The organism is Allosaccharopolyspora coralli (assembly GCF_009664835.1).
GTDB lineage: Bacteria > Actinomycetota > Actinomycetes > Mycobacteriales > Pseudonocardiaceae > Allosaccharopolyspora > Allosaccharopolyspora coralli.
The window spans coordinates 3909343-3934637 of record NZ_CP045929.1 but is presented as its reverse complement, the minus strand read 5'-3'; the positions used below and the strand labels follow the sequence as shown (position 1 = coordinate 3934637).

General features: G+C 64.5%; 27 protein-coding genes and 1 tRNA gene. 9 read left to right on the top strand and 19 right to left on the bottom strand.

Going from position 1 to position 25295, the window contains the following annotated elements; genetic code table 11:
* Positions 1 to 25 precede the first annotated feature (25 nt).
* The 5 genes from GIY23_RS18340 to GIY23_RS18320 all read left to right on the top strand — a co-directional run bounded on the left by GIY23_RS18340 (position 26) and on the right by GIY23_RS18320 (position 6807).
* Positions 26 to 1489, top strand: a complete 1464-nt coding sequence (locus GIY23_RS18340; RefSeq protein WP_154078956.1) for a flavin-containing monooxygenase — start codon at positions 26 to 28, stop codon at positions 1487 to 1489.
* A gap of 150 nt (positions 1490 to 1639) precedes the next feature.
* On the top strand, positions 1640 to 2398 hold the full coding sequence (locus GIY23_RS18335; RefSeq protein WP_154077794.1) for a DUF6319 family protein: 759 nt from the start codon (positions 1640 to 1642) through the stop codon (positions 2396 to 2398).
* Positions 2399 to 2485: 87 nt separating this feature from the next.
* On the top strand, positions 2486 to 2857 hold the full coding sequence (locus tag GIY23_RS18330; RefSeq protein WP_154077793.1) for a hypothetical protein: 372 nt from the start codon (positions 2486 to 2488) through the stop codon (positions 2855 to 2857).
* A gap of 227 nt (positions 2858 to 3084) precedes the next feature.
* Positions 3085 to 5352 (top strand): transglycosylase domain-containing protein, encoded by a 2268-nt coding sequence (locus GIY23_RS18325; protein WP_228717376.1) that lies wholly within the window; start codon positions 3085 to 3087, stop codon positions 5350 to 5352.
* Positions 5353 to 5436: 84 nt separating this feature from the next.
* On the top strand, positions 5437 to 6807 hold the full coding sequence (locus GIY23_RS18320; protein ID WP_154077792.1) for a serine hydrolase domain-containing protein: 1371 nt from the start codon (positions 5437 to 5439) through the stop codon (positions 6805 to 6807).
* Between the two features lie 117 nt (positions 6808 to 6924).
* Here GIY23_RS18320 and GIY23_RS18315 read toward each other — a convergent pair whose 3' ends face one another.
* From GIY23_RS18315 to GIY23_RS18290, 6 genes are all read right to left on the bottom strand, one after another.
* On the bottom strand, positions 6925 to 7545 hold the full coding sequence (locus tag GIY23_RS18315) for a hypothetical protein (protein WP_154077791.1): 621 nt from the start codon (positions 7543 to 7545) through the stop codon (positions 6925 to 6927).
* Positions 7546 to 8009: 464 nt separating this feature from the next.
* On the bottom strand, positions 8010 to 8606 hold the full coding sequence (locus tag GIY23_RS18310; RefSeq protein WP_154077790.1) for a GTP-binding protein: 597 nt from the start codon (positions 8604 to 8606) through the stop codon (positions 8010 to 8012).
* Between the two features lie 49 nt (positions 8607 to 8655).
* Positions 8656 to 9219 carry a DUF742 domain-containing protein gene (locus GIY23_RS18305; protein ID WP_154077789.1) on the bottom strand — a complete coding sequence of 188 codons (564 nt, stop codon included), beginning with the start codon at positions 9217 to 9219 and terminating at the stop codon, positions 8656 to 8658.
* Positions 9220 to 9226: 7 nt separating this feature from the next.
* Positions 9227 to 9667: a roadblock/LC7 domain-containing protein gene (locus GIY23_RS18300; RefSeq protein WP_154077788.1), complete on the bottom strand. Its 441-nt coding sequence runs from the start codon at positions 9665 to 9667 to the stop codon at positions 9227 to 9229.
* 34 nt (positions 9668 to 9701) lie between these two features.
* On the bottom strand, positions 9702 to 12773 hold the full coding sequence (locus GIY23_RS18295) for a sensor histidine kinase (RefSeq protein WP_154077787.1): 3072 nt from the start codon (positions 12771 to 12773) through the stop codon (positions 9702 to 9704).
* 802 nt (positions 12774 to 13575) lie between these two features.
* Complete coding sequence (locus GIY23_RS18290) at positions 13576 to 14493, bottom strand: cation diffusion facilitator family transporter (RefSeq protein ID WP_187351932.1); 918 nt, start codon at positions 14491 to 14493, stop codon at positions 13576 to 13578.
* 140 nt (positions 14494 to 14633) lie between these two features.
* On the opposite strand from GIY23_RS18290, the gene GIY23_RS18285 reads away from it, so the two are divergent.
* Positions 14634 to 14706 (top strand) — tRNA-Arg (locus GIY23_RS18285).
* Positions 14707 to 14739: 33 nt separating this feature from the next.
* Here GIY23_RS18285 and GIY23_RS18280 read toward each other — a convergent pair.
* The 12 genes from GIY23_RS18280 to GIY23_RS18225 form a co-directional block, all read right to left on the bottom strand.
* The gene (locus GIY23_RS18280) at positions 14740 to 15864 is read right to left on the bottom strand and encodes a tyrosine-type recombinase/integrase (protein ID WP_154077785.1); all 1125 of its coding nucleotides are present in this window, start codon (positions 15862 to 15864) and stop codon (positions 14740 to 14742) included.
* Complete coding sequence (locus GIY23_RS18275; RefSeq protein ID WP_154077784.1) at positions 15864 to 16046, bottom strand: helix-turn-helix domain-containing protein; 183 nt, start codon at positions 16044 to 16046, stop codon at positions 15864 to 15866. The genes GIY23_RS18280 and GIY23_RS18275 overlap by 1 nt, the downstream gene beginning before the upstream one ends.
* Before the next feature lie 2 nt (positions 16047 to 16048).
* Positions 16049 to 17521, bottom strand: a complete 1473-nt coding sequence (locus tag GIY23_RS18270) for a replication initiator (RefSeq protein WP_154077783.1) — start codon at positions 17519 to 17521, stop codon at positions 16049 to 16051.
* A 110-nt stretch (positions 17522 to 17631) separates the two neighbouring features.
* Positions 17632 to 18447, bottom strand: coding sequence for a DUF2637 domain-containing protein (locus tag GIY23_RS18265; protein ID WP_154077782.1), 816 nt, complete (start codon positions 18445 to 18447; stop codon positions 17632 to 17634).
* 30 nt (positions 18448 to 18477) lie between these two features.
* Entirely contained in the window at positions 18478 to 18663 is a 186-nt protein-coding gene (locus tag GIY23_RS18260) for a hypothetical protein (protein WP_154077781.1), read from the bottom strand.
* A gap of 17 nt (positions 18664 to 18680) precedes the next feature.
* A complete protein-coding gene (locus GIY23_RS18255) occupies positions 18681 to 18959 on the bottom strand; it encodes a hypothetical protein (RefSeq protein WP_154077780.1) in 279 nt (92 codons plus the stop codon).
* Complete coding sequence (locus GIY23_RS18250) at positions 18956 to 20449, bottom strand: cell division protein FtsK (protein ID WP_187351931.1); 1494 nt, start codon at positions 20447 to 20449, stop codon at positions 18956 to 18958. Before GIY23_RS18250 ends, GIY23_RS18255 begins: the two co-directional genes overlap by 4 nt.
* A gap of 114 nt (positions 20450 to 20563) precedes the next feature.
* Positions 20564 to 20746, bottom strand: a complete 183-nt coding sequence (locus GIY23_RS18245; RefSeq protein WP_154077779.1) for a hypothetical protein — start codon at positions 20744 to 20746, stop codon at positions 20564 to 20566.
* 2 nt (positions 20747 to 20748) lie between these two features.
* A complete protein-coding gene (locus GIY23_RS18240) occupies positions 20749 to 21021 on the bottom strand; it encodes a hypothetical protein (RefSeq protein WP_154077778.1) in 273 nt (90 codons plus the stop codon).
* 224 nt (positions 21022 to 21245) lie between these two features.
* Positions 21246 to 21458 (bottom strand): hypothetical protein, encoded by a 213-nt coding sequence (locus GIY23_RS18235; protein WP_154077777.1) that lies wholly within the window; start codon positions 21456 to 21458, stop codon positions 21246 to 21248.
* A 160-nt stretch (positions 21459 to 21618) separates the two neighbouring features.
* Positions 21619 to 21855 (bottom strand): hypothetical protein, encoded by a 237-nt coding sequence (locus tag GIY23_RS18230; protein ID WP_154077776.1) that lies wholly within the window; start codon positions 21853 to 21855, stop codon positions 21619 to 21621.
* Positions 21856 to 22055: 200 nt separating this feature from the next.
* The gene (locus tag GIY23_RS18225) at positions 22056 to 22421 is read right to left on the bottom strand and encodes a hypothetical protein (protein WP_154077775.1); all 366 of its coding nucleotides are present in this window, start codon (positions 22419 to 22421) and stop codon (positions 22056 to 22058) included.
* Between the two features lie 126 nt (positions 22422 to 22547).
* Between GIY23_RS18225 and GIY23_RS18220 the strand changes: the two genes are divergently transcribed.
* The 3 genes from GIY23_RS18220 (at position 22548) to GIY23_RS18210 (ending at position 24232) form a co-directional block, all read left to right on the top strand.
* Positions 22548 to 22877, top strand: a complete 330-nt coding sequence (locus GIY23_RS18220; RefSeq protein ID WP_154077774.1) for a GntR family transcriptional regulator — start codon at positions 22548 to 22550, stop codon at positions 22875 to 22877.
* Between the two features lie 128 nt (positions 22878 to 23005).
* Complete coding sequence (locus GIY23_RS18215; RefSeq protein WP_154077773.1) at positions 23006 to 23752, top strand: helix-turn-helix transcriptional regulator; 747 nt, start codon at positions 23006 to 23008, stop codon at positions 23750 to 23752.
* Between the two features lie 9 nt (positions 23753 to 23761).
* Positions 23762 to 24232 (top strand): NUDIX hydrolase, encoded by a 471-nt coding sequence (locus GIY23_RS18210; RefSeq protein ID WP_154077772.1) that lies wholly within the window; start codon positions 23762 to 23764, stop codon positions 24230 to 24232.
* Here GIY23_RS18210 and GIY23_RS18205 read toward each other — a convergent pair.
* Positions 24225 to 24779, bottom strand: coding sequence for an HD domain-containing protein (locus GIY23_RS18205; protein ID WP_154077771.1), 555 nt, complete (start codon positions 24777 to 24779; stop codon positions 24225 to 24227). The two genes, GIY23_RS18210 and GIY23_RS18205, sit on opposite strands and share 8 nt — an antisense overlap.
* Positions 24780 to 25295 lie beyond the last annotated feature (516 nt).

Here is a 25295-nt window from a genome sequence, read left to right as displayed (position 1 = left end):
GCAGGCGGAAAAGACCGAGGCGTCCATGACCTCGGTCGTCATCATCGGCACGGGGTTCGCCGGCCTGGGGACCGCGATCCGGCTCAAGAAGGCCGGAATCCACGACTTTGTTCTGCTCGAGAAGGACGACGACATCGGTGGAACGTGGCGCGACAACACCTATCCCGGCTGCGCCTGCGACGTGCCCTCGGTGATGTACTCTTTCTCTTTTGAGCAGAATCCGGATTGGTCTCGAACCTTCGCTGGACAACAAGAGATCCGCGACTATCTCGAGCGGTGCGTCGACACTTACGGAGTCCGCGAGCACATTCGTTACGAGGCCGAGTTCACCGGTGCCGAGTGGAATGACGACACCCGTCGCTGGAGCGTGCACCTCGCCGACGGTCGGGTGTTCATCGGCAAGGCTGTTGTCTCCGGTCTCGGTGCGCTGCACATCCCCAGCTACCCAAACCTCCCGGGGATGGAGAAATTTCAGGGCGAGGCTTTCCATTCTGCCGACTGGAACCACGACTACGACCTCACGGGGAAGCGCGTGGCTGTCGTCGGAACAGGAGCGAGCGCGATTCAATTCGTCCCGCAGATCGCGAAAGAAGTGGACCAGCTGCACCTTTTTCAGCGCACGCCGCCGTGGATTCAGCCCAAACCCGATCACCGGGTTCCCTCGCGGGTGCGCACCATTTTCCGGCGGGTTCCACTAGCCCAGAAGGTCGCTCGTGCCGCCGTATACTGGGTGCTTGAGCTGCGGTCCGTCGCCGTCCTGCGCAACCGATTCCTTCAGCGTATCTCTCAGTGGGCGACGAAGCGCCACATTCGTAAGCAGGTGCACGACCCGAAGCTTCGCGAAGTCGTCACACCGGATTACTCGATGGGGTGCAAGCGAATTCTGCTGTCCAACGACTTTTATCCGTCGTTGAACCGTGCGAACGTGGCCCTGCACACCGATGGGATTAGGGAGATCACGGAGAATTCTGTGATCGACGACGAGGGGTGCGAGCGCGAAGTTGATGCCATCATCTTCGGCACCGGATTCCACGTCACCGATGCTTTCGACGACCTGGCCATCACGGGTCGCGGTGGCCGGAAGCTGCAGGAAGCGTGGGCGGACGGGATGGAGGCGTACCTAGGGATGACCGTGTCCGGATTCCCCAATCTGTTCTTTCTTCTCGGTCCAAACACGGGCCTGGGGCACAATTCCGTGGTTTTCATGATCGAATCCCAGCTCAACCACGTGATGCAGTGTTTGGAGCCCGTCGTCGACGGTGAAGTGGACCTGTTCGACGTGCGACAGTCGGTGCAGGACGAGTTCAACACGAAGGTTCAGGAGAACTTGTCCGACGCGGTGTGGTCGTCCGGTGGGTGTCAGAGCTGGTATTTGGACGAGAACGGCGTGAACCGTACCTTGTGGCCTGGGTTCAGCTGGACGTACTGGGCGTGGACGCGCAAGCTCGACCGTTCCGATTACGAGATCGCACGTGCAGACGGGCGTTGAGTATTCGCACGGACGTTCGATAAGCTGGTCCGGTCGTTGTGGTCCCGGTCCACCGAAGTGCCGCCAGGTCACGGACGTCGAGCGGATGACGGGCCGTCTCGTAGTCCGGCCGGAACCCGGCCGTTCGGTGGATTCTGGCGGAAGGATGTCATGGCTCAGACCGGTGCGCTCTCGTCCGACGAGATTCGTGGGCTGCGAGCGGATCTCGCCGCAGGAAGGACACCGACCGTCTGGTTCACCCAGGCTGCGGTCGGTGTGACGCAGGGCCGTTCCGGCAAGGTCGTCTCGTTGGGCGATCTGGACGAAGGGGACTTTATCCAGGTCAAACCGGCTGGTTCGCAAGATGTTCTGTCGTTCTCGGCCGGCGAAGTGACCATGAGCAGGCCATCGCGTCAGCGGAAGACCTCCTCGGGCCGAGGGAAAGTAGCGTCGAGCAAGAAGACCAGCGCTGCCGAGGGTGCCGTGACGAGCGTTTCGGGTCGCTCCGACGAATCGGGCGCGTCGCACGCGCGGGCACCGTCGAAGGCATCGGCCGGACAGTCAGCAGGCGGCCACGGCGCACGTGGGCGAGCGACGAGCACAAAGACCGCCGCCGCGGCACCTCCGGCTCAACGAAAGACCGGCCAGCAGCCTGGGGTTGTCATCACGCTGACCTCCACATCCGGTGGCCAGTGGATCGTCGACGTCACGACCGGCAAGAAACGGGTGCTGAAGGAGGCGCCGGTCAGCGCCTCTGCGGTCGCACACGCTGCCGAGGCGTTGCACGAGGACGTTGCGGGAGCTGTCGAGCCGCTGCTCGAAGCCGCCCGCGAACAGCAGCGCGCTCGGGTGGAACAGCTGCAGCAAGAACTCGCCGAAGCCGAACGAGCGCTCTCCGAGCTCACCGACCAGCCGTCTCGCGGAGCGTGACAGCATGGGAACTTTCCGTGCACTTGTGGCAGGAAGGTTCCCATGCTGTCACCGCCGTCTCCCATCCCCAGCGCTAGAATCGATGCTGTGAACCGCAGTTTGCTTACGCCGCGGTGGCTCCTGCTGCATGCGTTGTTCCTCGCGGCCGTGATCGCCACCGGTGTTCTCACCGGGTGGCAGTGGGATCGCGCCCACGAAGCCGGTGGCAGCTTCCAGAATCTCGGTTACGCGCTGCAGTGGCCGCTGTTCGGCCTGTTCACGTTGTTCTTCTGGTATCGCTTGGTCCGCATGGACGCTGTGCCGGAGCAGACCGAGCACGACGACGAGCCGGCGGAGGAGTCCACACACGGCCGTCCGCTGGTTCCGCCGCAGGCGCCCCGTGTCTCCGCGGACGATGACCCGCAAATGGCGGAGTACAACCGCTACCTCGCCGAACTTGACGAGGCGGACCGTTCCTAGCCGCAGCGTGACGTCGTGTGCTCGACAGCTGGCTGCTCAGGCAAGTGAGAAGACACCCACTATCGGGATGCCACGCGATGTTGTCGGCGCGATGTGATATCAAACAGGTTGAGTGACGACAAGGAACACATCCGACGACGTCGCGTGGCGCCCACTGACGTGTGCTGCGTGTTCTCCGTGCAGACATGGTGCCGTGTCTGCTCAACCCGGTCGACGTCGGTGGTCGCATGAGAACAGTGATTGGGGCGGACGTGCGCAGCGGCGTGTTGTTGAAGATGTTCGGGCTGTGCGTCGTTGCAGGGGTGCTCGTCGCCAGCCTGTTGTTGCCGGTCGCGGTCGGCTCGGGTGCCGCAGTGAATCAGACAGCCACAGCGATGTCGGATACGTCCACCTCACTGGCCAACAAGGACATGCCGCAGGTGTCGGTCGTCACGGACAACGCCGGCGCACCGATCGCCTATTTCTTCGACGACTACCGCGTGGAGACGAAGCCTGAACAAATTCCCGACACCATGAAGTCGGCGATCACCGCGGTTGAGGACAAACGGTTTTGGGATCATCAGGGTGTGGACTGGCAAGGCACCATGCGCGCTCTCGCCACCAACGTGAGCACTGGCGGGACGGCTCAGGGCGCGTCGACCATCACCCAGCAGTACGTGAAGAACTACCTGGTGCACGTGGTCGCCCGCTCCGAGGTGGAAGCACACCAGGCGAAAGAGACGACGATCGCCCGCAAGCTGCGTGAGGCTCGGATCGCCGTCGAACTCGAACGCACCATGAGCAAGGAAGACATTCTCGCCGCTTATCTGAACGTGGTGCCCTTCGGAAATCAGACGTTCGGTGTCGGTGCAGCAGCGCAAACGTACTTCGGGATTCCTCCGGAACAACTGACGATCGCCCAGTCCGCACTGCTGGCGGCGATCGTCAACAAGCCGGGTTCGTTGAACCCGAGCACCAACCCCGAAGAAGCGCTGCAACGACGCAACCTCGTCATCGACCTGATGGCGGACCAGGGCAACAACATTCGCATCACCGAACGTGATGCCGAGATCGCCAAGCAGGAACCGTTGGGTGTGCTGCCGGAGCTGGGGCGTCCGCCGAACGGCTGCGTCGGTGTCGGTGACGGCACGACCGACGGCTTCTTCTGCAGCTACGTCACGGACTATCTGGAACGTTCCGGGATCGACATGGAGCAGCTGAAGTCCGGTGGGTACACGATTCGCACCACCATGGACCGCAAAGCCACTGATTCGGCGAAGGCCGCAGCGGAGGCGGGTGTGCCCACCCAGACCGAGGGCATCGCCAACGCGATGGCCGTCGTGGAACCCGGGCAGGACAAGCACAAGGTCCGTGCTCTCGTCGCGAACCGCGACTACGGCAACGAGGCGAGCAAGGGGCAGACCGCCTACGACATCGTCAGCCGGGTCCAACCGTTCGGCGCGGGCTCGATTTACAAGGTCTTCACCGCCGCTGCGGCAATCGCGCAGGGTGTCGGCATCTACGACACGATTTCCGTGCCGGAGACGTACACGTCCAACGTCTACAAGAACGGGACCGCGCCGTACACGGTCGGTAACGCCGACGGTGTGGATCCGGGGCCGCGCACCTTGCAGGACGCTCTCGCGACCTCGCCAAACACTGGTTTCGTCGCGCTGCAGGAACGAGTCGGCCTGAACAACGTCGTCGACATGGCGTCGAAACTGGGGCTGAGGTTCGGCATGAACGGCGTCAACACCAGCGGTCAGCCCCTCGAGGAAGGCGAGAAGTCGCAGGCTCAGACCGTGAACGACACCAACCGGGGTGCTTTCACGCTCGGATACACGCCGACGAGTGTATTGGAGCTGTCCAACGTCGGTGCCACCATCATGAGCAGCGGCATGTACTGCCCACCGAGCCCGATCGAAGAGGTACGTGACCGGAACGGCAATCTTGTTCCGCTCAATGAGGAACCGTGTGAGCAGGTTGTTCCCCCGAACGTGGCAAACGATCTCGCGGTCGGCATGAGTAAAGATGATCTGCCGGGCGGCACGTCACACCAGGCGGCGCAGGACGCCGGGTGGACCCGTCCGATGATCGGCAAAACGGGAACGACTCAGGAGCACCGGTCCGCCGGGTTCTTGGCCGCCACTCCGCAGATGGCCGGTGCGGTGTTGACCTACGCGGACGGAGACAGTCCCGAGGGAATCTGTGATGCCGGCGGCGACGCGCCGCCTTATCTGTGCGGGAAGAGCGGCGGCAATATCTTCGGCGGGAAGGTTCCGGCGCGCACATGGTATGACGCGATGACGAAGATCCACGAGGGATTGCCGGTCGCGGAACTGCCGGAAGGCTCGGCTGCCCCGCCCCCTCCGCCGGCGCCAGAGCCGCCCGCCGAGCAGCCCTCGCCGGACAACGGCCAGGGCGCGCCGAGCGAACCCGGCGGGCCGCCTAACCCGGAACGACCGGACCAAGCCAACCCCGGCCGCCCCCAAAACGCCGGCCGACCCGATCGGTAGAGCGTGAAAGTATGGGAACCTTCCTGTCACATGTGATCGGAAGGTTCCCATACTGCTATCGGGGCCGCGTGAAAGCATGAGCGCATGTCAGGAAACCTTCTCCCAGCAACCGAGCGCGCGCTGTTCCGTCGTCTCGCAGTCGAACAGAGCGAAACCCGTACTCCCTCCGTGGTGGCGGGTGTGGTCCGTGACAGTGAACTGATCTGGACCCGTGGCCGCGGTCGAGTTCGGGGGAGCGAACCGACGCGGAACACGCAGTACCGGATCGGATCGATCACCAAGACGTTCGTGGCCGCGCTCGTCTTGCGGTTGCGGGACGAGGGCCTGATCGACCTGGCGGACCAGCTCGACGACTATGTTCCCGGGACCGCTGTGGGCGACCGCAGCATAGCTGACCTCCTGTCCCATTCGAGCGGGCTCGGGGCGGAGCCGCCCGGCACGTGGTGGGAACGTGTACCGGGGGTGGGAGCACAGGAGTTCGTCGACTGCGTCGACTCCGACGCGATGCGTGCGGCACCGAAGCACGGATTCCACTACTCGAACACGGGGTTCGGCCTACTCGGAGAACTGATCAGCCGTGTGCGCAGACGGGATTGGACAGAGGCCCTCGAGCTGGAGATTTTGCGACCGCTTGAGATGACTCGGACGACTCTGTCTCCGGTCGTCCCGCACGCCGAAGGCTGGGCTGTGCATCCATGGGCCGACGTCGTTCACCCTGAGCCGGCGGAGGACGCCGGTGCGATGGCCCCGGCCGGCCAGTTGTGGTCCACAGTGGACGATATCGGTCGATGGCTCAGATTCGTCATGGGGGATTCGGGAGAGGTCCTTCACCCGGACACGGTGACGGAGATGCGCTCGCCAGGGTCAGTCAGTGACGGCGACGAGTGGCTGATGGGGGCGGGTCTGGGATTTCAGTTGTGGAGGCACGCTGGACGACGTATCGCGGGTCACAGCGGTTCCATGCCAGGATTCGTGGCAATGGCCATGGCCGACCCGAACGACAAGACCGGAGTGGTGTTCTTCGCGAACAGCACTGCCGGACCTCGCAGTAGCCTGGCTACTGATTTGCTCGACATTCTTGAGGAGCACGAGCCAAGAATCCCGGAGCCCTGGACGCCCAGTCTTGATGTTCCCCCGGACTGGCTCCCGCTGACAGGGCAGTGGTTTTGGGGGCCGACGCCGTATGTCCTCCAGATCCTTCCCGATGGACTGCTCGACCTATCGCCTTGGGAGGGGCAAGGTCGGAGCTCCCGCTTCCGGCCCGGACGCGACGGCACGTGGGTCGGGCTCGACGGCTATTACCAGGGGGAACCCTTGCGCATTGGTAGGGATCCACAGGGTGAAGTCACGCATCTGAACCTGTGCACTTTCATCTTCACCCGCACCCCGTACGGCCGCGACGCCCCCGTTCCCGGAGGCAGCCTCGACTGGATGCCCGCCCGCGAGGTGCTGTGATGCGTGATAGTAGGGGAACATTACTGTCACTGTCGATCAGTAGGTCCTTCTCGAGACCCTTCGTGAGTTGGTTGTCAGGCGGCGCCGGCAGCGCCAAGGACTCAGCGTAAGGGCAGCCTACGTACGGGACGCACGCATGGTCACCTCTGGCCTTTGGCGCGCGGCCGCTGCGTCATAGGCTGCTCGGATGCTCGCGACGACGGTGCCAGATCTGTCCGTGAGCTGCCGTGGCAGAAGCTGCAGAACCGCGATGCCGTTCGCGGCGTATCGACTGTTGCGTGTGAGCGTTTCAGCGTACGAAGCTCGGGAGAAATGGAATTGGAAGGAGTCGACCTCCACAGCAAGCGCCACGTCATCGAACCATATGTCCGGGCAAGCGACGAACCGCCCGTTGGCGTCGAAGACTGCGACGTTCCACTGCGGAGTGGGGAGGTCGGTCTTGCGGAGCAGCCGGCAAGCATTGAGTTCTGCCACGGACCGCAAGTCCACGGTCAGTTCGCGAAGGATCTCTCGTGGTAGTCCTGTACCACGCCGACTTCCACGCTCCATCTCGATGGCGAGGGCAGAAGGATGACACCGCGAACGGAGTTGTGTCGCCTCGACCAGCAGCTTTTCAGTCAGTTCTCGGGTCTGCCATGTCCGTGCCGCGTCCGTCACGGCCCTATCGGGTGGTGCGCACGGCACGCCATCGCGGTCTTCAGGCTGCGGCATCCGGGTCGTCCGCTCGATGACGATCATGGGATAGCTCTGAACGCGCCGTGTGTGTGGTATGAGCACGTGGACTGGTGAATCCTCTGGTGGCGCGGTCAATCCGTACCGACGAGCGCCGTGCATTCCGGTGATGACACAGGTTGGCCCGGCGTGTAGGAGCGCTGCCTGTATTCGGTCATCGACCGTGGGTGGTCCCGCAGCGGCGAGAACGATCCCGGGGGCGAGGCGCGTCCATGGACCGTCGGCTCGCGAGCGTCGATACGAAGTTGACTGGGAAACTCCCAGCTTTTCGAGTTCGGCGACGTGGAAGACGCGACGTTGCTCGCCGCTGGGAAGAACGGGTGACAGGCTCGGCATGCCTGCCAATATCCGGCCAGGAGCGCGCGGAGTCGGGAGGCTGCATGGGTCAGAAGACGCGTGTCGGACACACCTGTCAGCGTTGCAAGCACGGGAACTTTCCGGTCATCTCTGCGTGGAAAGTTCCCGTACTGTCACTTCGCCGCCCAGGTGTGCATCGAGTGCTCGACCATGCGGATGAGTGTCTGTTTGGTCGCGTCACGCTTGCGGGCATCGCAGGGCACGACCGGGACGTCCTCGTCAACGGCGATCGCGTCGCGGACCTCCTCGACTCGGTGTCGAAGGGCACCGTCGAAGCAGTTCACGCCCACGACGTAAGGCAGCTTGCGATGTTCGAAGAAGTCGATGGCGGGAAAGCAGTCCGCCAGGCGTCGCGTGTCCACCAGGACGATCGCCCCGATGGCACCGCGAACGAGGTCGTCCCACATGAACCAAAACCGATGCTGGCCGGGTGTGCCGAACAGGTACAAGATCAGTTCGGAGTCGATGGACAGACGCCCGAAGTCCATCGCGACGGTCGTGGACTGTTTCCCAGGTGTGGAGGTGAGGTCGTCGACACTGGTGCTCGCATCCGTCATCACGGCTTCGGTGGTCAGAGGAACGATCTCCGAGACAGAGCCCACGAGTGTCGTCTTGCCGGCGCCGAATCCACCAGCCACGATGATCTTGGCGGAGCTTGTCGCCCCGGGTTTCTTGGCGGGTGCGACACTCGCCAGTGTTTCGGATGTCATGGGTTCTCCCTCGTAGTCACCGGGCTTCGTCAGGGCTTTCGATCGCCGGTTACAGTCGTCGTAGTCCACTCAGGACTCGTTCCATCAGGAACAGATGTGACTCGCTGCCGTTGTCACTGACCGTGTCGTGAACCGACACCAAACCGAGGTCCGCCATGTCTCCGAGTAGCACTTTGACCACTCCGATGGGGACACCGAGCAGTGCGCCAACCTCGGCAACGGACCTGGGCTCGCGGCACAGTTCGGCAACCGACTCGTGTTCGAGTCGGCCCGCGCCGGGACTTGCCGCGACTGCGCTGGTCGACACCAAGGTCTCCACTTCGAGAATGTGCTTCGTCCGCGTTCTTCCGCCGGTCCACGCATACGGACGGATAGCGGTGGCAGGTTCTTCCTCTGTGTGTGCTTCCACGGCACTGGAAAACTCTGGCTCGGACCAGTGTGCGGACGACGGGTACTCGTGCTGGGTGTCGCCTCTGTTCGCGGCTTCGGCGGAGCGGTCAGCAGCTTGTGCGGCGCGGACGCGGCTGCCCGCTCCGAGTGTGAAGTTGCCGAGAATGTTCGCGATCTCGTCATCGCGGTTGTCGTCCTGGGCACCGGGGAGAGGGGTACTCATGACCCACTCACACGGATTGTGCGGTCATCACGGGATCGGCGCCTTGTAACTGGTTTCGCAGCTCCGGCGTGAGCATTTGGCCGACCCGTTCCACCAACAACGCCATCTCGTAGGCGACGAGGCCCATGTCGCAGTTGGGAGACGCCAGCGCCGTCAGGCACGAGCCATCGCTGATCGCCATCTGCAGCATCACCCCCCTGTCCATTTCCACGATCGTCTCGGTGACGCGACCTGCCTCGAAGCACCGCGCCGCACCATGGGTGAGACTCAATAAACCTGATGCGATCGCGGCGAGCTGATCTGCTCGGTCGACGGGCAACTTCTCGGAGCGGGTCAGCAACAGGCCATCGGCCGACACCACTACGGCATGCGCGACGCCGGGTACGCGTTCAGTGAAGTCGGTGATCAACCAGCCGAACTGGCTGGGATGGGATTGCTCGGAGTTCATGCAGCCTCCTGCCCGTAAGGTGGACACTCTTCTGTCAGCGCTGGTCATCGGGTTCTTCTGTCGGCGGCTCCGCGAGAGTGTGTCGTCCCTGGCGTGCGCCACGTTGAAAACCGGCCAGACGACCCCGAACGAGTTCAGGGCTCCGGTCAATGGCGGGCGCCGAATCCGCTTCAGACTCGGGAATGACGTGGGTTCGTGGAACGCGACGCGGCAGGCCGGCTTCGGTGAACTCGAGTTCGGCCTCGTCCGCGAGACGCCTCTCAGTAACCGTCTGCACCGTCGGGGCGAGGGTGCTGGTCGGCCGCCCCGGGGCGGCCCCGCTTCGCTCGGGCTCCAGTCGGTGTCGTGCCCGATGAGCTCCGTTTTGGAAGCTCGCGAGGCGGTTCCGGGTGATCGTGGCGTCGCGATACCGGGGCCGGTCATCGTCGAGTTGAGCGCTGCCGGCGAGTAGGTGTGCCTGGGGGTTTCGACGGGGAAGGCCGGCTTCGGTGAACTCGGCCGGTTCGGTTCGCGAGACGTCTTCGGCCCGCGCCTGGTGTGCATCCGTCGCGAAGTCCCAGTGAGCCGTCCCGTCCTCGCTAGTGTCGTGGTGCGATGATGGGAACCTTTCTGTCATCGGTGACTGGAAAGTTCCCTTACTGTCACTCCCTGCGGGCTTGGCGGGCCAGCGACGGTCCGCAGGATTGGTGGGGCGTGAGACCTGGAACCAGGCTGAGGCGAGATCATCGAAGATCGGGGTTTCGTCCTCGTCGTCCGACCCGGGTGACGGCGGCTCGGATTCGGTGCTGTCGCGACCGCTCGCGGATGACTCGGCGGGTTCTTCGAAGGCCGACGGTCGCCGCGATGGCACGCTCGTGTTCTCGTCACCGCGCTCGAAAAGGCCGTGAGATGCGAAGGACTCGCCCGCCTCCACTGCATCCGTCATGCTGCCGTCGCGCGAACTCTCGTCGCGAACCTGGTCGGGAATCGTGACCCCCGGCGGCAAGGAGAACCCGTTTCGCGTGACGCCGTTGCGTGTGTTGGCGTCCTGTTCGGCCGCTTCCCAATCGAACGAGGTCAGCAATGTGTCCGCGTCACGGTCGGACATGGTGCTGGGGGGACGTGCGTTGTCGCCCGTCCGCTTGTTCGTCCGGGTGTAGGAGTCGCCGGATTCGGGAACGAGCATTTCCGCTCGGATCGCAGTGGTCGCTCGGATGCCTCGTCCGTCCCGCCCGGGATGCAACTGACAACGGATGTCGTGGCGCGCCCGAAGTTGCGCCACCACGAACAGTCCCATCCTCCTCGACGTGGATGCTTCGCTCTCGTGGTCGGTGCGGATGCGGTGATTGGTGGCGGCGATCTCCGCTTCGCGCATCCCGAAACCCTCGTCGACGATGTCGATCGCGAGTGACCCGTCATCCCCGTATCGTCCCGTCACGGTGACGGATGTGTTCGGCGGCGAGAAGTTCGCGGCATTGTCCAGGAGTTCAGCGAACAACCGCACCAAGTCGCTGCACGCGTAACCGACGACCTGCACGTTCGGCATCGGATGCACCACTACCCGGGGGTAGTGTTCGATCTCCGAGACCGCAGCCCGGATGAGATCCGCCGGCTTCGTGGAGCGGGTGAACCGCCGCGCCAACTCCGATCCGGACAGGACCATGAGGTTCTCGTTGTTGCGTCGCATACGGGTCGCGAGGTGGTCGAGTTGGAACAACGTCGCCAGATGATCGGGGTCTTCCTCGTCGCGCTCGAGCGCTTCGAACAACCGCAGCTGTCGTTCGAGCAGACTCTGGCTGCGCCGCGACACGTTGACGAACGAGTCGCTGTAGGCCTTGCGGAGTTCTGCCTGTTCGGAAGCCAGTTCCACGGCCTGGTTCTGGACGGCGTCGAAGGCCCTGGCCAGCTGGCCGACTTCTTCGGTCGTGTGCACCGGAACACGTTCCATATCAGCTCGAACCTGCTCACCTGCACGAATACGCGAGACGGCCTGGGGGAGCTGCTTGTGCGCGGTCATGAGTGCCGCCCGACGCAACAGGTCGAGCGAGCCGAGCAACTGGCGACCGATGAGCACGATGATGAGAGCCGCGACGGCGAGAGCAGAGAGCAGGATCACAGCGTGAGCGCCCGCCAGATTACTGGCGCGTTCACTGAGCTGGAAAGCGGTGCGATGCAGGTTCGAATCGAGTCGGAACTGAAACTCGAGGATGCTGTCGACAGCGGACTGGGACTGGTCGTTCCACATAGTGGCGCTGACCATCAACGGCGACAGTCCGTCCGAGATGTCTTCTCCCGGTGCTCCCATGGCGAGCTGGAGGGAACGGTCCCGAGAGGCGGAGGTTGCCGAGGAGATGATGTCATCGAACTCGGCACGTTGTGCTTCCGTGGCCACAGAACGGAATTCCGCGGTCGCAGCGACACGGCGTACCTCACTCGACTCGAGGCTGCGTTTGCTCTGCGACGTGAGCGAGTCGCGAAGCACACCGACGAGGACGAGTGCTTGTTGCAGACTGAGTTCCTCGCCGATCTGGGCTAGGGCATGCGAAGCGTTGGACGTCGAGTTCAGTGTGGGCGAGGCGACCTGCACTGTGAGCGCACGGTCGAGAGCGAGCAGTGCTCGCGACGCTTCGCTATAAGTGTCGATGACGACGACGGGGTCGGCGGTTCCGGCCAGGATGTCGCCGCGGAGCGCGCGTGCCTCGTCGAGTTGTTCTTGGGCATTCTCGTGGTTGAACCCCACGACGGGATCCCGGTCGATGTGTTCGCGGAACCGGTCGGCGCTGGTGGCGTTCTGTCGGTCGGTGGTCGCGAACTCTTGTTGGAGTTTCGGTGCGGAAACGTTGCCTTGAGCAAGGTATTCGGCCGCGCTGCTTCGTTCCTCCTGCAGCGTTCCGATGGTCGCGCGGAGGGCGGTGGCAGCCTGGACGGCATGGTCGCTGCGGGCGTACTCGGCGGAGTCGGCGACCTGCTCCTGGACTTGGAGAACGCCCAACGTGAGTGCGAATACTGCGGGAACCAGAACGACGGCCGCGAGTTTCGTGACCAGTCGCCAGTTGCGCCAATGTGTGATGGTCGCCCATCGGGATGAGCGCGGCGCGTCCGTGGCCGAGTCGTCGGTCCTGCTCACGACGCAGTCCCTTCTCGCGCCGTCGGGTTTCGGGGCAACAGCGCGTGTGAATGGTGGATCGGGGGTCCATCAGTTGTGCGCGGCAGTTCTTTCCCGCACTGCACCGAGTTCGAAGGTTCGGGGAGTCGGAACGGATGCTCGCTTCCGGTCTCGTCGGGCGATTGCGCCGTTCCGGGTGCTGCGGGGTTTCCGGCCAGGACACTACCTTTCGTTGATCTCTCGTCTACCGTCGTCGACGCTAGGCCTCTGAACTGGCATTTCGACGGTTTGAAGATCAAAAAGTCGGATTGTCGTGGCTAGTGTTCCGAATCCAAACACTGATCGTGGCGATGCTGGTGTCGCCGACGCGCCGAGTTGTCGCTCGATGGGTGCATCGTGCTCGATGGGCCTCAAGTGTGAACGTTTCGGTGGTGCAATGCCGCGTTCGTGTAGTCGCCATTGGCGGCTCACTGAGCTGTAACAACGATCGTGAGCAGCGGAGATGCCCCAGAAGCAACAGGATCAACCGTGTCTGTCCGTGCGTGGCGGCTCACCGGTCCGGGTCCCGATGAACGGGCGCAACGATCACTCCGTGCACAGTAAGTGATCTTTATGTTCATCAGAATGTGTAAATCAGTGGTTGAATCTGCTGGCCCGATGGCGGCCCAGTTCGATCTGGGCTCCCGGTCATCACGATTACGTGAGGCACCTTCGGCACACGGACGGGCGCGCGCCGTTCGCCCGGGGTGACCACTGCGGCCAGCCGATGCCGTGACAGTAGGGGAACTTTCCTGTCACGGGTGACAGGAAAGTTCCCCTACTGTCACCAACGGAGCGAGGCGCATCGGCGGGCGCACTCGGAGGACTCGACCTGAAGGGTCGCGTGGTCGATGTCGTATCGCTGCCGCAGCATCTGTTGTGCGGCCAGAAGTACGTCGCCAGGGTTGGCGTCGGCCCGAGTCGCGAGGTGAGCCGATGCGACCTCCATGCCGGAAGTGAGGGTCCAGACGTGAACGTCGTGAACCTCGGTCACGGCAGGCAGATGCGTGAGGTCCTGCTCGAGCTTCGGGACATCGACACGTTCGGGTGCTTCCTGCACCAGGATCCGGAGTGCCTGTCGCGCCAGCTTGATGGTGCGCGGGAGTACGAACAGTCCCACTCCGATCGCGACGAGGGGATCCACGTACCACCAGCCGAACGCCCAGGTGAGAAATCCGCCGATCAGCACTCCCACTGAGCCGACCGTGTCAGCGAGGACCTCGAGGTATGCGCCCCGCATGTTCAGGCTTGCCTGCGATCCGGGGCGGAGTAGCGCGAACGCGACGAGGTTGGCGGCCAAGCCGGCCGTGGCCGTCAACATCACCGGTAGGCCGGCGACTTCGGTGGGTTCGCGAAATCGTCCGACCGCTTCGTAGAGGATGTATGCGGCAATGCCGAAGAGTAGGACGGAGTTCGCCAGTGCTGCGAGGACCTCGACTCGGTAAAGCCCGAAGGTACGGTTGCTCTTTGTGGGTCTGCGCGCCGTGATGATCGCGGCGAGGGCCATGCCTACGCCGAGCACATCGGTGAGCATGTGACCGGCGTCCGAGAGTAGCGCTAGGGAGGAACTGAGGTACCCGACGGTTGCCTCGAGCACGAAGAACACGGCGAGCACTCCGAATGCCAATGCGAGCCTGCGGACGTACTGCGCCGAGGCGCTGACGCCGTCGGCTGCCGTCCCGTGTCCGTGTCCGTGACCCATCGCCATACCTCCCCGTCCAGATATATAGTGAGATGCGCATGAATGCAATCGGTGCCAGGTGTGCCCTCTCCGACACCCAGTTGGACCCCCGCCGGGCCGGGAGTAGTGATGCGATAAGGTGTGCATCACAAGCAAGACGTGCCCTCGTAGCTCAGCGGATAGAGCACTGCCCTCCGGAGGCAGGTGTCGCAGGTTCGAGTCCTGCCGAGGGCGCCCAGGTCAGAGCGGTGCAGCCGTGAGCCAAGATCACTCGCGGGGCACATCTGGGGCACATGCCTCACGGTCCATCCGATCAGCGATGTCGTTCAACCGGTCCGGGAATAGGTGGCCGTAGAGGTCCAGCGTCATCGTCGCGGTCTTGTGGCCCAGCATCTGTTGGACGATCTTCACGTCTGCACCCGAAGCGATCGCCAACGAAGCCGCCGTGTGACGTAGCTCATGTGGGTGAAATCCGGTCAGTCCGACCTCCTTGACCGCACGGTCGAACACTCCACGCCGAAAGTTCCGCACGCGGAGCACACCCCCACGCGGCGAACTGAACAGCAGGTCGTCGGACGCCCGGTGCGCCACGAGGTGTGCCACGGCCTCCGCAAGAAACCGAGGAAGCGGGACCGACCTCCGCTCGTGTGTCTTCGTGGTGCCCCACACCAGCTCCCCGTTGACCTCGGTCACCGACTCGGCGATCAGCACACGTCGCCGCACGAGATCCACTCGCTTGACTTTCAATGCAGCCAACTCGCCCCATCGGAGCCCCGTGTAGGCAAGAAACCGCACGACAAGCCCGCTCGTCCCGCACGCGTCGGCCAACTCGGTGACCTGGCGGTGATCGAGATATCGATGGTCCGGTGGTGCAGGCCGAGGGAGCCGGACGCCATCCGCAGGATTCTGACTGATCCGAGCATCCCGTACTGCCCACGACATGATCTGCGAGAAGACCCGATGCACCTTGATCACCGAGGCAGCGGAGTACTCCCGGGCCAACGCCGAGACCCATTGCTGCACGTCGGCGTGAGTCACTGCCGCAAGCTGCACGCGCCCCCAACGCGGGCGGATATGCGTGTTCACTGCGATCTCGTACCGAGCGAATGTGGACCGCGAGAGGTGCGCCTGAGCGTCGAGCCACTGACGAGCCGACTCGTCCACCAGAACCCGACCCGCGTGCGGTGCAACGTACGAGCCGGACAGCATCCGGTGCTCGACATCCGTCGCGAACTTCTGGGCCTCCGCCTTGCGCTTGAAGCTCTTCTTCCGTTGGACGCCGCTGGGGTCGCGCCACCGCAGAAGCCAGCGTGACCCCTGACCGTGACGCGGGGTCGGAATGTCCTCGCCATCTGGACCCTTGCGGTACCAGCGGTCATCAATGTCAGCCATCAGATGATCCCTTCGCATAGGCCGTCGAACCAGGCTTCGACCTGGTCGGGCTTGTAGCGGACGTGTTTGCCCACGCGACGCCCCGGCGGTCCAGACCCGACCTTTCGCCACCCGTAGACGGTTTGGACGGGCACGCCGAGGTAGTCGGCGACGTCGGTGGGGCTCCACAGGTTGCGGATCATGGTCAGTCCTTTCTTTCGTTGGTGTGGCGGTGTTTGCGTGCTTGGCGGTGGTTGTCGGCGATGGCGGCGGCGAGTTCGCGTTCGTCGTCGTCGCGGTGGCCGACTGAGGTCATGTCCCAGTGGTTGACCACGAGCACCGAGTCGGGGTCGGTGATGCCGAGGGCGTCGAGTGCGGCTTCGTGGCGGAACTGGGATCGTGCGTCGCGGAGCTCGCCGAAGGTGGTGGAGTACTCGCGGGACTTCGATAGGAAGTGCCCGCGGAAGGCGAGCATGTGTGCCCACCGCCGGAGGTTGAGCGCGTCGATCGGGTCCGACTTCTCCGGGGCCAGTTGGCCGGAGTGGTGGCCAAGGGTGGTGCGGCTGACAAGTCCGCCACCGCCGCAGGTCTCGCAACTGCCGACCGGGCATCCACAGCCCTCACCAGTGTGTTCGCCGTTCGGGTGGCAGTCCGGGCACGGCACCGGGGCGGCCAGCGACCAGGCGGTGCGGATGATGCGTCGGTGGTGCTCGGAGACGGCGAGGTGGTCGATGTGGCCTTGCGAGCGGATGGGGCGGTCGGTGGCTTCGGATTTGCCGGTGCCCTTGGTGGCGTACTTGGCCACGTAGGAGGCGAGCCGGTCGTCGGTGATGACGCCGTGTTCGTCCCCGAACTGGGAGGCGTTCGCCGGGCGGATGGGGCGCACGTCAACCTGCGCACCCCAGGCGAGGGCCCAGCGGTGCCCGTCGACCTCCGGGGAGGTGAGGCGAGCGGTGGCGTGGGCGGCGTGGACGGCGTCGGTGAGGACTTCGGTGCTGCCCCATGACGGGGTGGCATCCAGGGGTCCGTCGGGTCCGTCGAGGCGGATGACGGCGTGGAAGTGGATGAGTCCGCGTCGTTGGTATTCGGCGACCTTGGCGAACGAGATCCGCGCGTGCTTCGAGAACTCGCGGACGGTGATCCCGGCCGCCCGCGCGAGGTGCCGCGCCAGGTGGGTGCGGAACCGTCCCCACAGCAGTCCGGCGTGGGCTTGCCAGAGCACGTGCCCGGTGTAGTCGTACGTCTCGGGGTCGAGCGGTTGTCCGAGGGCGGGGTCGTGTTCGTGGTGCCACCGGCCACATGCACACGGGCGACGTTTCCCGTTGGGTGTGGTGGGGCGGTTGTGGACCGGGCCGAACGACGGAGCGGTCAGGGTGACGAACAGCCGCGGCTTCTCTGACACCTGCTCGGGGATGCCCTTCGTTCCGCCGGACAGGCCCGCACGCAGGAGGTGGAAGGCGTCGGCGGCGTAGCGGTCCGAACACGCGACGCAGACGCTTTCGCGGCGGTTGCCACAGGGGGCCATGATCTGGCCGGTATGGGAAGAGAGGACGGCGCCGGTGGTTCGGTCGGTGATCGAGTGGTGGCCGCTCATCTTCACGGGGTGGGTGCAGCCTCCGGTGCGTTCGACCTGCTCGCGCCAGCTGCGATAGTCCGTCGCCTGCATGCGGCGGGTCATGCGATCAACGGTGCCGGGTGGCATCGCGTCACCTCCGGTGTGGGAAGCGGCGGACGCCCCGGCCCAGTGGCTCGACACGTCCGCCGAGCTGGGTGGGTCTCTAGATTCAGTTAGTGCGTTCCGATCAGGGCGTGTCCGTTGCGGGTGTGCAAGTCGGCCACGATCCGGTCGGCCATCCCGGCAGGAACCTTGACCAGTGCACGGACGTCGGCCGCGGTGAACTCCCGGCCCGCTTGGGTGGCCTCGTGGTGGGCGTGGCGGATCTTCTCGGTCATCTCGGCCGGTAGCTTCACCCCGACCGGTGGTGCCGTGTCCGCGGTTTCCGGTGCTGGTGTGCGTTCCGGTGTTGCCTCGGTCGCCGAGTCGGTGGCGAGTCCGGCGAGCTGGGCGACCGGGATGGCGGTGATCCGCTCCCGGAACGCCGATGCGGTGCCGGTGCGGTCGACCAGCCACCGCAGCACCAGCAGCCCGGGGCGCAGCCGGAACGCCTGCCGTCCGTGACGTGCCTCGTAGTCGGCCCGCAGTTCACCGAGGACCACATCGAACACGGCGACGGCGGCGACGGGGAGTCCGGCGGCGACGAGGCGGGTGTCCGGTGTGGGTTGGTGGATCCAGTTGATCCACGCGCTCACGGCGGTGAATGCCCACATCAGGGCTCGTCCGCGTGCGGCGGAGCGTCCGTGTAGCGAGGAGCGGTAGGTCATCAGGGTGCAGGCGAAGGCCGCCCCGTCGAAGGTCGCCGGAAGCAACCACGCGGACCAGAACCCGAACCCGGCCATAGCGTGCTGTCCGTACGCGTGCAGCCCGACGAAACTCGCGGCCCAGCCCATCACGGCCGCGAGGGCGACGATGACCAGCGAGGTCGGTGCCAGCCACCGGTGCGCCCGACTCGGTTTCACGTCCTCGTCGTTCTGGGCGGTGTCCATTGTGCTCACCTCCCTTCTGCGGTGTGCGGGTTAGTCGAAGCGGACGAGGGCTTTGATGCCCTGGATCAGGAGGGTGAGGCCGATGGCGAGCAGGATCGCGGGGGTGGTGCCGAAGACGAGCCAGACGATCCCGATCGTGGCGATCACGGTGAGGATGACGCCGAGGAAGACGGCGAAGCCTTTGCCGGTGAAGGTGATGTGCAACAGCGGCTGCATGGTGGGGTTCCTCCGGTTCAGTGGGTGTGGTGGTCGAGGTCGGTGGCGGTGGCCCACCGCCAGGTCGGGCACACCCGCGCATGTAGCCGTCCCATCGGTTTCTCGGTGTTCAGCCGCAGGGCGGCTTTGGCGTGCAGGTAGAACGGCTGGTCGGGGTGGCGGGTGTCGACCACGAGGCGGCACAGCTGCTCGCGGTGGTCGAGGGTCTGCGACCAGACGCCGCCGGTGTGGCGGTCCACGGTCGGAGCCGCATACCCGCTGTGCTGGGTGGTGCGGGTCAGGGTGGGGGTGCTCATGCGATGTCCTCCTGATCGTCGTCGGTGTCGTCGGCGTCGATGACCTCGATCTCGTCCTCGAAGTCGTCGAGGTCGCCGTTCTCGGTGGTGGTGTCGTCGTCCTGGGTGTCGTCGCCGGGATCGCGGGTCTCGGGTAGGGCGATGACGTTGGACTCGGCCCTGTCCGGGGTGCAGGTGGCCACGAGTTCGGTGATCCCGTTGTCGGGGACGTATCCGGCGCGGACTCGGGTGGGACGGCGGGTGCGGTCATCGACCCGGAACCCGATCCCGGCGTGTTCCGGGTCGGCGGGGATTTCGTCGGCGATGGCGCCGCGGACGCGGGCGTCGTCGCCGAGGACCATGTCCGGATGCAGCGCCGTCAACGCCCGCAGGCACATCCGCCGCGTGAACAGATCTCGGATGGGGACGATGTCCTTGGTGGGTTCCTGCACGTAGACGCAGACGGAGAACCCGGCCGCACGGCCCTGGGTGAGGATCTCGGCGAGGACCTTGGTGGCGGTGCGGGTGATGCTGGCATCGCCGAGGGCGGTCATCATCGCCAGCTCATCGATCATCAACACCCGCAACGGCGTCTGGACGCTCGGGGTGAACGTCCGTGCGCCCTGCTCGGCGAGGAGGGCTTCGCGGTCTTTGAGTTCGTCGCGGAAGGCTTCGATGACTTCGAGCGCGTGGGCTGGGTCGGTGGCGTAGTGGTCGAAGAGGGGGCGGCCTTGGCTGGTTTCCATGCCGCCCTTGAGATCGCACATGTCCACCACCACGAGCCGGTCCCGGATGGCCGGGCCCAGCGCTCGCAGCGCGTTCCAGATCAGCGAGGACTTGCCCGAGCCCATCGCCCCGGCTCCCAGCCAGTGGTTGCCGGCGAGGGGTTCGGTCCAGGTGTTGCCGTACTCGTCCTCACCCAGCTCGATCGCCGAGAAGTCCACATCGCTGGCTTCGGCGGGGATGTCGGTGGCCTCGATGACGTCGGCGAACGGGTTGCCGCGGACGACGGTGATGGCCACGACTTGGGGTTTGACGGGGGTGATGCCGAGGGTGTCGGCCTTGAACGCCGCCGCCAACTCGCCGTGGCGGTCCTGGAACTGCTTGACCGACTGGCCCCGCAACAGCCGAACATACAGCGTGTCGATCGACGGGGCGGCCGAGCGCACCCGCATCAGCCGCGGGGTCAGGACGTGGTCGGTGTTGCGTTTGGTCTTCGAGAGCCCGCAGGACTCCATAATGTCGCGCCACCGCGTGCCGACGTAGCGCAGCCACCGGCGGCGAAACGCCCGCAGCACCGGGCCCGCGTAGCTGTCGTAGGAATCCGGGTGCGCCCGATACCAGCCCAGCCCGGCCGCAGCCGTCCCGGCGAGAGCGCTGCCCACGGTGACCGGGCCCAACTCGAGCACACCCGCACCCAGGAACGCCGGGGCCGTACTCATGCCGGGGTGCCGCGCCATCCACATCATCGCGCGGAACTCCGCGCCCGTCCGTCGCTTACTGATCCCCATTGCTGCTCAACTCCCGTTTCCGTTCGTCTGCACGCACAAAGGACGGGCCCGGACACCCCGTCATGTGCTGGGGTGGCCGAGCCCGTCCGTGCGCTGTCGGTCTGCTCTGTGTGGTTAGTCGTTTTTCGGGGTGGCGTCGGTGAGATCGACGGTGAACGCCGAGACCGCCCGCGCCAGTTCGTCGTGATCGCGTTTGAACCCGGCGGTGCGGATCTGCAACCCGCGCATCGACCGGCGCAGCTCGGACATGGCCTTGTCGATGTCCTCGACCGCGTTCGTTGTTTGAAAGTGCCCCATTCCTAGACCCTCCATCCGCGTGAGATCAGTTCCTTCTCGTACTTCTTCGCCGCCTGGTTCAGCGCGTCCAACTCGGTCCGCGCCTTGCCGTAGGTCTTTTCGACCTGCTGCCGCGAGGGGATCTTCCACCCGTCCATCCGGCCCGTGGCCTTGCCGTTGATGGTTTTGATCAACGGCTGCGCCTCATCCAACGCCTGCCGCACCATGTCCAGCGCCTTGCAGAATTCCTCGTACTTGCGGATCGCGTGCCGATTCGCCGCCTGCACCTGCACCACCGATCACTCCCTTCCGTTGCGTGTTGTGTGTGGTTAGTTCACGCGCCAGGTGTTCGAACACTGCTGGCAGTGCGCCATCCCATCCGGGCCGACGTAAAAGAACGCCGTGCAGTCATGCCCGCCCATCACCACTCACCCCCTCACGTCTGCGATCGGTCCTGTCGCGTGTGCTCATCGGCCACCGCCGAGGCAGCCGGACCCGTGAAACCCGTTCCGCGTGCTCATCACAACGCCTCCAGTTCCTCAGCCGTGTCCTCCAGACGGGATTCCGCGTCCAACAGCGCCGCGACGATGAACGGAATGTTCCGTGTCGCGGAGGGGGAGTCCTCATCCAGTACCCGCGACAGCTTCTCGGCGTCTTCACGGGCCCCCGCGACCCGGGACAACACCTCGCGCGTTCGGACGCGGCACCGCCACACCTGGCCTCGCTCACTCATGTATGACCACCCCACTCGCAGAACTCATCGAAACTGTGCACATACGACCCGCCCAGCGAGCACGCCGCGCAATACCAAAACCGCGACCGCCGCACACCCACCGGCCCCTGCGTGACCTTCTCCATTACCGAATCTCCCTTCCTTTTGTGGTCTCAGAGGCTCAGCGCACGGGTGGCGTGAGTAGGTCCTCTGAGTCGTATTTCAGTGCCAGCCGCAGCGATCCGGCTCGTGAGTCCAGTTCCAGCGCCATGGCGTTGATCTCGTAGAGTTCCCGCGAGAAGGCCGCGCCGGAGGACTTCAGATCCCCACCGGTCGGCAACTCGTCCCGCATACGCTCCAACGCAGCGAGACCCGCCTCGATCTTGGCCAGAGCCATACGCTTCTCACTTGCCATCATCAGGAATCACTCCCTTGTCGGACTGGATGCCATGAAGGCCCCCGGAACACACGGCGCCGGGGGCCAACATGACTTCCCCCGACACACGCTGGTGTGCCGGAAAAAGGCATAGCTCGGTCCACTATGGAATTCATCAAAGAACAACCAGCCCGAAGGGCTGAAAAAGAATCGGTCGGCCGCCGAGAGTTCGGCGGATCTTCTTACGCGGCGGGCTTCAATCCCGTGGCGCGCCACGACAGGCCCGACATGGTCCGGCCGCCGAGTTCGTTTTCCCAGTGCGAGACCCGAGGGTTGATCAACTCGATCCGCGTGCCCTCATCGATCTCGTCGCCCGGGTCGGTCTCCAAGGTCACCTTGATCTCGGCACCCTTGCCGCCAGACCGGCCGTCCCGAGGGCGCGGCTTCGCGAACAGCAGCACCACGAACAACGTGGACCCATCCGCCGGGTTCGTGACCACCTCCGTCGCTCCGCTCTCGGTCTCCCGCGTCTTCGCCACGGGCGGTTCCGAGACCAGCAGCTTGTGGCCACTCAGCTCCACCGGGATGTTCCGCAACGTCTCAGCCATCGTTCTTCGCCTCCGTGCTCGTTGTTGCTGTCGATATATATCAGTCTAGGTCAGACTAAGTCAGTTGCCCATGCTCCGAACGGGTGATCTATGTCAGAGTGGGTCAGTTGCCCTACACTGATCGGCATGGAACGAGAAGCCCCGGGGCTCGCCGCGTACCAACGCGTCGCAGAGGCCATCAAGAGCGACATCCGAACCGGTGTCCTCTCCCCTGGTGATCGGCTGCCCGGCAACCGGGGAGTGGCCGACCAGTACGACGTCGCACTCGGCACCGCACAAAAGGCCCTTGGTGTTCTGCAAGACGAAGGCTGGCTGACGTCAACGCCCTCCGTTGGCGTGTTCGTCAACGGTGTAGCTGACGCAGCCCCGTCATCCGACCTGCACGAGATCGTTGCTCGACTCCAGACCACCGTCGCCGACCTTGTGGCCCGCGTCGAAGCCATCGAGAAGCGTTGATCTCGCTCGTTCCTTGCCATGCCCTCAGATTCCTCTGATTTCGAGGACGAGTTCACCGCGTACCGGGACGGCTAAGGACGTCCTGGTGTCAACATGGACGTCCCCAGTCGTCCGGGAGGGAGCCCGAGTTGACCACCAACGAGAGGTTGCGTGATGCACTGGTCGGCAAGGGCATCACGCCTGCGGAGTTAGCTGCCGAGCTTGAAGTTGATCCCAAGACAGTGGAGCGATGGGTCACGAAAGGGCGACAGCCCTACCTCCGGTATCGCCACGCCATCGCAGCGAAGCTCGGCGAGAGCGTGCGCTACCTATGGCCCAACTCGGTCGCAGAAGCGACAGTCGAGACAGTCAGCGAATCCGAGATCGTCAAGGTCTACCCTCACCGCAGCGCCGTACCCACTGATCTCTGGGACCGCCTACTGGCTCAAGCCACGACCTACGTCGACATGCTCGTCTATGTAGGCATGTTCATGACTGAGAAGCCGAACTTGCTTGCGACCCTGAAGGAGAAGGCACAGAACGGAACACGAATCCGTCTCCTTCTTGGAGACAGGGACAGTGACGCTGTCGTCCAGCGCAGTCTGGACGAGGCCATCGGGCGCGCCACGATCTCAGCCAAGATTGATCACGCGCTAGCGTTCTTTACCCCACTAGCCGACGTGCCCGGCATCGAAGTACGAACACACGGCACGGTGCTCTACAACTCGATCTACCGATTCGATGACGAGATGATCGTCAACCCACATGTGTTCGGGAAGATCGCTGCGCACGCACCGGCACTCCACCTCCGACGCTTGTCCGCTGGCGACCTGTTCACGACGTACGACGACAGCTTCGACTCCGTATGGGCAGGCGCAAGCCAGCACACGTGGTAAGCAGGAACCATGCCGAAGAAGGACTACTACAGGGACCCGGAGGCACCGCGCGCGAACAGCCTCGCGGTCGCGGTCGCTGTGTTCATCCAGGATGAGTCTGGACGGCTGCTTATGATCGAACGCACCGATAACGGCTACTGGGCAATACCTGGTGGGGCGCAAGATGTCGGTGAGACCACCCGCGAGGCCGCGATACGCGAGGTCCGCGAAGAAACTGGAATCGACGTCGCGATCAACGAGGTCATCGGCATCTACTCCGACCCCCATCACGTCATAGCCTATGACGACGGCGAGGTACGGCAGGAGTTCTCGATTCTTCTCCGGGGACGACCTACCGGAGGAGAGCTGCGGACTAGCTACGAGTCCCGCAGAGTCCACTGGGTGCCGCCACCCGAGATCGAGTCACTTACGATCCACCCGTCCATGCGGCTCCGAGTCGAGCACGGACTACAGGACCGGCACCACCCCTACCTCAGCTGAGTGCCTCGCACGCATCTAAACGAACCTGGGTCCTGTCCACTGCCGCAAGCAACTCGGGCGAAGCCTTGGTGATGAACTCGGTCACTAAATGATCAGGCCCGTATCGATCTTGGATCTCCGCTATGCGCGCACGAGCGTCGACCTTCTGGCCATGTGGAGTCGTACTCAGATCGCAGTACCACAGCGCATCGCGGAGTAGGCCGCCCTCGTCGTCGTAGTTCTTCAGTTGCTGCGACAACCCACGCAAGTCAGCCTCAAGCGCCGCGTAGGAGTGGTGCGCGACTAGGTGCACCAGACGGTCAGACGCACCAGCGTCCCCAAGAAAGACCGCACCATCCAGCGGATGAAACCCTGTCACGGCGATGTCGGGGGCGTAGCCAATGTCGTGAAGCACAGCCGCCGTTTCGAGCAGTTCCGCTTGATCTCCCGCGATACTCCGAAGCTCCCGCGCCTGCCGTGCAACACCCTGAACGTGAGCCCAGCGTCGGGGCAACACATCTGCAAGCTTGCTCTGAGCCAGTCCGAAAGCCCACGAGTACGTCGTCATGCCCGCACCGTATCTGCGACTCCGGACAACGGGCACCAGCTCGTTGCACTGCTACCGGAACGGATCAACGCGCCTCAGAGTGTGTCGCAGGGTCGTCTCAGAGTGCGTGTGTTCAGAGTTTCCTTACTTCATCAAGGGCGGCCCCTGCGGGGCCGCCTGCCTGCTGTTTCGTGTGGCCGGGCAAGCGCCGGCGGGCATGCGGCCTGGCGGCCGGTCCCGCCGGCGCGCCCGGCCACGGAGCGGAAAGCAGGCGGCCGGGAACCACGCAGGGGCCGCTAGATGAGTAACCATCGCTTCACACGCGCACCCGACGAGCCGGATCACCGCAACGAGGGTGTCCTCGCCGGACGGGCAGGCCAACAGGATGGCGGGGGACCGCGGGGGGCGATGCGGTCAGGTGGGTGGTTCCGGGGAAGCCTCCATCCCGACGACCTCCCAGAGGGCTATCACGCCGTGGGGAGGGCGCAAGCCTGGCACCATCGGCTACGGTCACACTCGTCGGTTGCACCCTCCCCA